This is a genomic window from Planctomycetota bacterium (genome assembly GCA_038746835.1).
In the GTDB taxonomy this organism is placed as follows: domain Bacteria; phylum Planctomycetota; class Phycisphaerae; order Tepidisphaerales; family Tepidisphaeraceae; genus JBCDKH01.
Window position 1 is genome coordinate 1 of the sequence record JBCDKH010000212.1, and the last position, 5,956, is coordinate 5,956.

The following is a 5,956-nucleotide window of genomic DNA, read 5'->3' on the forward strand; positions in this document are numbered from 1 at the left end:
GAGCGTGTGGACGCCGGCCGAGGGGACGTTGACGGTGAGGCGGCGGCCGAGCGGTGTGGTGCCGTCGGTCCATTCGAGAACGTTGCGGTTGTTGCTGTAGAAGCCGAACAGCCCGTCGAGCGTCTCGGCCTGACCGTTCAGACCGACATGGACGGAGTCGTTCGCACCGCCGTCGCCGGTCATGCGGACCCACACGTAGTAGATGCCGCGGTTCTGGAAGTTGATGTCATAGTCGAGCTTCGGCCCGGTGAGGGCGGTGCCCGTGTTGGAGTCGATGTCAGGCAGCGCCTGCACGAGCGTACCGCCGACAGCTGCGGTGTCGGCCACGTCAACCCACGCGACGCCATTGCCGGCCGTGGTGCGACGCGAGGCGTCCGCTGCCTCGATCGTGACGACGCCGTCGACCTCTTCGAACGCCGGGCCGGTCTGCGTCGGGGCGACGGTGTTGGTCGTCTGGACGGGCTGACTTTCTGCACCGTCGTCGTCCCTCGCGACGGCAGAATAGGTGTACGTGCCCGGTGCGAGGTCGCTGATGCCGACCTGCAGCGACCAGCCATTGCTGCCGTTCGAATCGGTGCCGAGCAACGCGCCCTGACCATCGAAGAACGAGACGCTGGCGACGGTGCCGTCGACGTCATTCACGCCCGTCGCCGTCAGCGTGATGAAGCCGTCAGTCGCCTGGACCGGATCGGGCGAGTCGAGCAGCGACGCGATCGTCGGCGCGACGTTGGGCGGTGGTGGCGGAGGCGGGTTGGCGACGTTCGGGTCGAAGTTGATCGAGCGAGCGACGCGGATGTCGTCGACCTTCACGCCGTCTTCGCGCATCCAGACGTTGAGCGTGTGCACGCCGGGCGACGGGACGTCGACGGTGATGCGTCGGCTGAGCGAGTTGGTGCCGTTGGTCCAGCGGAAGACGTTGTCGTCGCCCGAGCTGAGCCCGAAGCCGCCGAGTGTGGAGGCCTGTCCGTTGAGGCCGACGTGGATGGAGTCATTCGCCCCGCCGTCGCCCGTCATGCGGACCCAGACGTAGTAGGTACCGCTGTTCTGGAAGTTGATGTCGTAGTCGAGCCGCGGGCCCGTGAGATCGTCGCGCGTGTTGACGCCCGAGCCGAAAACGGTCATGAACTGCGAATTGATCGCGTCCAGATTGTTGACCGTCACCCAATTCCCGTCGGGCGTTGTCGCGGCTTCGGTAAACTCCGCGGCCTCGATCGTGACGAGGCCGTCGACTTCCTCAAAGGCCTCGATAGGCGGGGCGTCGCCATCGAGGCTGTACTTCCAGACGGCGGCAGGCGTGTCGAAGTCGTCGACGATGAAGGTGCCGTTGCCGGAATCGACGAGTTGCAAAGCCGCCAGCGTTCCGCCTGCGAACACATGATCGCCGGCTCCATCAAGGGCCAGGGCTGTCGCGTAACCGATGCTGGCTTCGGGTGTGCCGAACTCGAGCTGTTGTCCGACCAGCAATGTGGCTGCCGTGCCGAGCCCAAGCCCGCTCGGCGTCAAGTCATCAGCGACGAGCAGCCTGCTGACCCGCCCTCCGCTCGAACCACCGTTGATCAGGGGCGTTTCCGTGAACTCACCTCTGATCGAAGTCAGAATGGCGGCTCCGCCGGACTCTGGGAAGCGGACATCGTCGATGCCGACTCGGATGCCGTCGAAATCAAGATTACCGAGGAACGCAACCCTTTCGCCTTCCGATGTCAGAAGGTTGACGTCACCATCGAACTCGACATTTTGGGCGAGATATCGACCATCGGGATGACTGTGGAACCCGCCGTACCGATTCTCCCCGACATCGGACGGCTGCATCGTGTCGACGGCGACCGTTGCGAGACTGGCATCCAACTCAAGGACAGCGGGCAAGACGCCGCGCGACACCGAATCAATGGTGACGCCGCGGGCGTAGCTCAGGAGCAGGCCGCCGCTGTCGAGGATGCCGACTCCTCGAAAGCCGTTGGTGGAGATGTCTGTCGCCTCAGTGGCGTTGACGATGCCGCCACCGACGCCCGAGCCGGACGCGTTGAAGCGAGCGACTTCCGCGAAGCCTCCGTCAGGACCTGTGGTGAACTGAACCACCGCGACGTTGCCGGCCGAGTCGACATCGAAGTCGACGCCATAATCGAAGCCACTTGGGAAGTCAGTCGGATCGAGATTGACCGGGACGCGGATCTGCGTGAAGGTCGGGTCGACGGCAAGGTTCGAGTCGAGTCGCGTGACAACGAACGCCGGCTCTGCCGAGAAGGCATCAAGCGTGCCGACGTAGAGCGTGTCGCCGCCGGGTGCCTGCTCCAGTTCAGTGAAGCCGGCCAGGGCCGGGAAGCTCGAAAGCGGTGCGATGCTCACGACGGAGCCGTCCGAAGTCAGTCGGGCGACGGTGCCCGCCGTGACCTGCGGAGGGACGAACGCCTGTGGCAGCGGGCCCATCTGCAGGTCGTCGCGCTCGGCCGAGCCGCCGATAGCGTAAATGTTGTCGCCCAGGACGATCAGCTCTTCGACGCTGTCGTAGGCCTCGGGGCCGATGTCGAACGTCGAGACGCCGTCGTCACCGAAGGTGGTGTCGGGCGTGATCATCGCCAGCAGGCGGCGGGTTTCGAGGGTTTCGACGGCGGCCCGGTGGAGACTGGTGGCGGGGTGGCGGGTCATGCAGTTTCTCGTGGTGGAACGGCGGCCCGGTGAGGGCAACCGCCCCACCGATACCGCTCGTGGATTTTCAGACTAACCGTCAAAGGCCTGGGGGTTCAAATAGGTATCGCCGATCTTGAATGCGGCAATGTGTCTGGCAGACGGACCCTGGTGCGGCAGTCTTGCCGGGCGGCATGGGCTTTCCTAGTGTGCGGGCCCGCGTCACTGGACGCGAAGACCCGTCGATCGGCGACGGGTTTGGCCTCGACCCTCGGCCGGACGGCGGTCCATCATATGGATCCGCATCAACGCCTAGCCGACGGGAGACAAACTGACTTCCAACAACCCGCCCCAAGGCACCCCACATGGCCATTCTGACCGACGACAAGAAGCAGATCATCGACAAGCACCAGCGGCAGGACAACGACACCGGCAGTGTCGAAGTCCAGGTCGCGATCCTGACCGCCAAGATCGCCGACCTCACCGAGCACCTCAAGGTCCACAAGAAGGACTATTCCAGCCGCCGCGGCCTGCTCAAGATGGTCGCCCGCCGGACCAATCTGCTCAAATACCTCCAGCGGATCGATCGGCCTCGCTATCTGGCGCTGATCCAGAGCCTTGGCCTCCGCAAGTAAACCTGAACCTCCCCACGGGCACGACGAACAGTCGTGCCCGTCGCTTTTGGGTCCGGTCCTCGGACTCATTTCCTACCCCCACCGTGGCCGTTCCGATGTTGGACGGCGTTGTGTCTGAAAACGTTTGTCAACCCCCGCGCCGCCCGGGATGCGTCTGGCGGCCAACGTGATGCAAGAAATTCGAGTCGAAAAGACCATCGCAGGTCGCACCCTGTCGATCGAGACCGGCACCGTCGCCCGCCAAGCCGCCGGCAGCGTGACCGTTCAATACGGCGACACCGTCGTCCTCGCCGCCGTCGCACGCGGTGCCCCACGCCCGGGCATTGACTTCTTCCCACTCCAGGTCGAGTACCGCGAACGCCGCAGCGCCGCCGGCAAGTTCCCCGGCGGCTTCATGAAGCGTGAAGGCCGGCCGAGCAACCGCGAAGTCCTCATCATGCGGATGGTCGACCGTCCGCTCCGGCCGCTCTTACCGGACGGCTTTAAGGACGAGCTTCAGATCCACCTCAATGTCTTGTCGTACGACGGCGTCAACGATCCCGACGTCATCGCCGGCATCGCCGCCTCGGCCGCGCTCGCCGTCAGCGACATCCCGTTCGACGGCCCGACCGCGCACGTCCGCTGTGGTCTGGTTCCGGACGAGAACGACGAGTTGCAACAGGTGCTCATGCCGACCATCGAGCAGCAGGCCGACAGTGACATCGACTTAGTGCTCGCCGGCACGAAGGACCTGCCGAACATGATCGAGGTCGGCGCGTTCGAGGTCGAGGAAGAGGAGGTCACCGACCTCATCGAGTTCGGCCACAAGGCGATCAAGGACATCTGCGGCCTGATCGACGAGTTAGCCGACAAGGTCGGTCGCAAAGAGAAGGTCGTCCTCGGCCCGAGCGACGTCGATGCGGACCTCGTCCAGAAGGTCCACGACATGGCCTTCGACAAGATCAAGGCGGCCAAGGGCGAGCCGGGCAAGCTCGACCGGGCCGACAAGATCAAGGCCATCCGCGACGAGGTCATGGACGCGCTCGCCCCCGAGCCGGAGCAAGACGCGCCCTACTTCCTCTATCAGGAGCGCACCAAACGCGGCATCGAGGTCGGCAACGCCTTCCGCAAGGTCGAGAAGAAGGCGACACGCGCCCTCGTCCTCGATGGCACCCGCCCCGACGGTCGCAAGGCCGACGAGATTCGCGACATCACCCACCAGGTCGGCGTCATCCCGCGCGTCCACGGCAGCAGCCTCTTCACCCGCGGCGAGACGCAGAGCCTCTGCACCGTCACTTTGGGCACGTCGGGCGACGACCAGATGGTCGACGGCCTGACCGAGGAGTACGCCCAGAAGTTCATGCTTCACTACAACTTCCCGCCCTACTCGGTCGGCGAAGTCCGTCGGCTGGGCGGCGTGAGCCGGCGTGAGCTGGGCCACGGGGCCCTGGCGGAGAAGGGCCTGCTCTCCGTTATGCCGGAGGTCGAGGACTTTCCGTACACCGTCCGCGTCATCAGTGACATCACCGAGTCGAACGGCTCATCGTCGATGGCGTCGGCCTGTGCCGGCTGCCTCGCGATGATGGATGCGGGCGTGCCGATCACCGACATGGTCGCCGGCATCAGCGTCGGTGTCATCAAGGACGGCGAAGGCTCCAAGGCCAAGTTCCACCTGCTCACCGACATCCTCGGCGAAGAGGACGGCTTTGGTGACATGGACTTCAAGGTCATCGGCACCGAGCACGGCATCACTGCCATCCAGCTCGATATCAAGATCGCGGGTCTCCCGATCAAGGTGATCAAGGACACCCTCAAGCGGGCCAAGGACGCACGCCTGGGCATCCTCAAGGGCATGAAGGAGACGATCGCCGAGCCGCGAGCCGACATCTCCAAGTACGCACCCAAGCTCATCAGCCTCAAGATCGACCCCGAGAAGATCGGCAAGGTCATCGGTCCATCCGGCAAGACGATCCGCAAGATTCAGGAGGAGACCGGTGCCCGCATCGACATCGACGACGACGGCACGGTGCAGTTCAGCGCCAGCACGCCGGGCGGCGCCGAGAAGGCACGCGACATCGTCGAGGCGATGACGCAGCAGGTCCAGGAAGGCCGCATCTACAAAGGCGAGATCGTCTCGATCAAGGACTTCGGTGCCTTCGTCGAGATCGCCCCCGAGACGGACGGCCTCCTGCACGTCAGCGAGATTTCCAACAACTACGTCGAGCGCGTCGGCGACCACCTCAAGGTCGGCGACGAGCTGGAGGTCAAGGTCATCCGCATTGACGAGCAGGGCCGCATCAAGCTCAGCCGCAAGGCCGTGCTCGAAGAGCGTGGCGAGAAGGACGACATCGGCGTGCCGCGCAAGCCCAAGGGCGAGAACGGCGGCGACGACGAAGGCGGCAGCCGACGTCGTGGCGGCCGACGTCGCGGCGGCTCCTCCAACGGCGACCGCGAGGAAGCCTCGGCCGAGAAGTCGTCCAGCGACGACCAGCCCCGCCGCCGCCGCCGTCGCGGTTCGGACGACGACTGATCTCGCTTCGACATCATCGACAACGCCTCACGAGCCCGGTTGCCTCCAACCGGGCTCGTTGTTCGTTCAGTCATCCTGAGTGAGCGCAGCGCGTCATACGGATTCTGTTTCGAGGATCCGCTTCGGGACGCGCTTGGAAACGCGCTTCGGGCTGCGAGCCCCGAGCGTGAGCGAGCGGGTCCCTGCGAAC

General features: G+C 64.9%; 3 protein-coding genes. 2 read left to right on the forward strand and 1 reads right to left on the reverse strand.

All coding sequences use genetic code 11. From position 1 onward, the window contains the following. On the reverse strand, positions 1 to 2,643 hold a 2,643-nt coding region (locus tag AAGI46_15110; protein MEM1013537.1), incomplete at its 3' end, for a hypothetical protein. 344 nt (positions 2,644 to 2,987) lie between these two features. On the opposite strand from AAGI46_15110, the gene rpsO reads away from it, so the two are divergent. Together rpsO and AAGI46_15120 are read left to right on the forward strand one after the other, a co-directional pair. Then, positions 2,988 to 3,257: a 30S ribosomal protein S15 gene (rpsO, locus tag AAGI46_15115; GenBank protein MEM1013538.1), complete on the forward strand. Its 270-nt coding sequence runs from the start codon at positions 2,988 to 2,990 to the stop codon at positions 3,255 to 3,257. 169 nt (positions 3,258 to 3,426) lie between these two features. Then, positions 3,427 to 5,766 (forward strand): polyribonucleotide nucleotidyltransferase, encoded by a 2,340-nt coding sequence (locus tag AAGI46_15120; GenBank protein MEM1013539.1) that lies wholly within the window; start codon positions 3,427 to 3,429, stop codon positions 5,764 to 5,766. Positions 5,767 to 5,956: the final 190 nt, after the last annotated feature.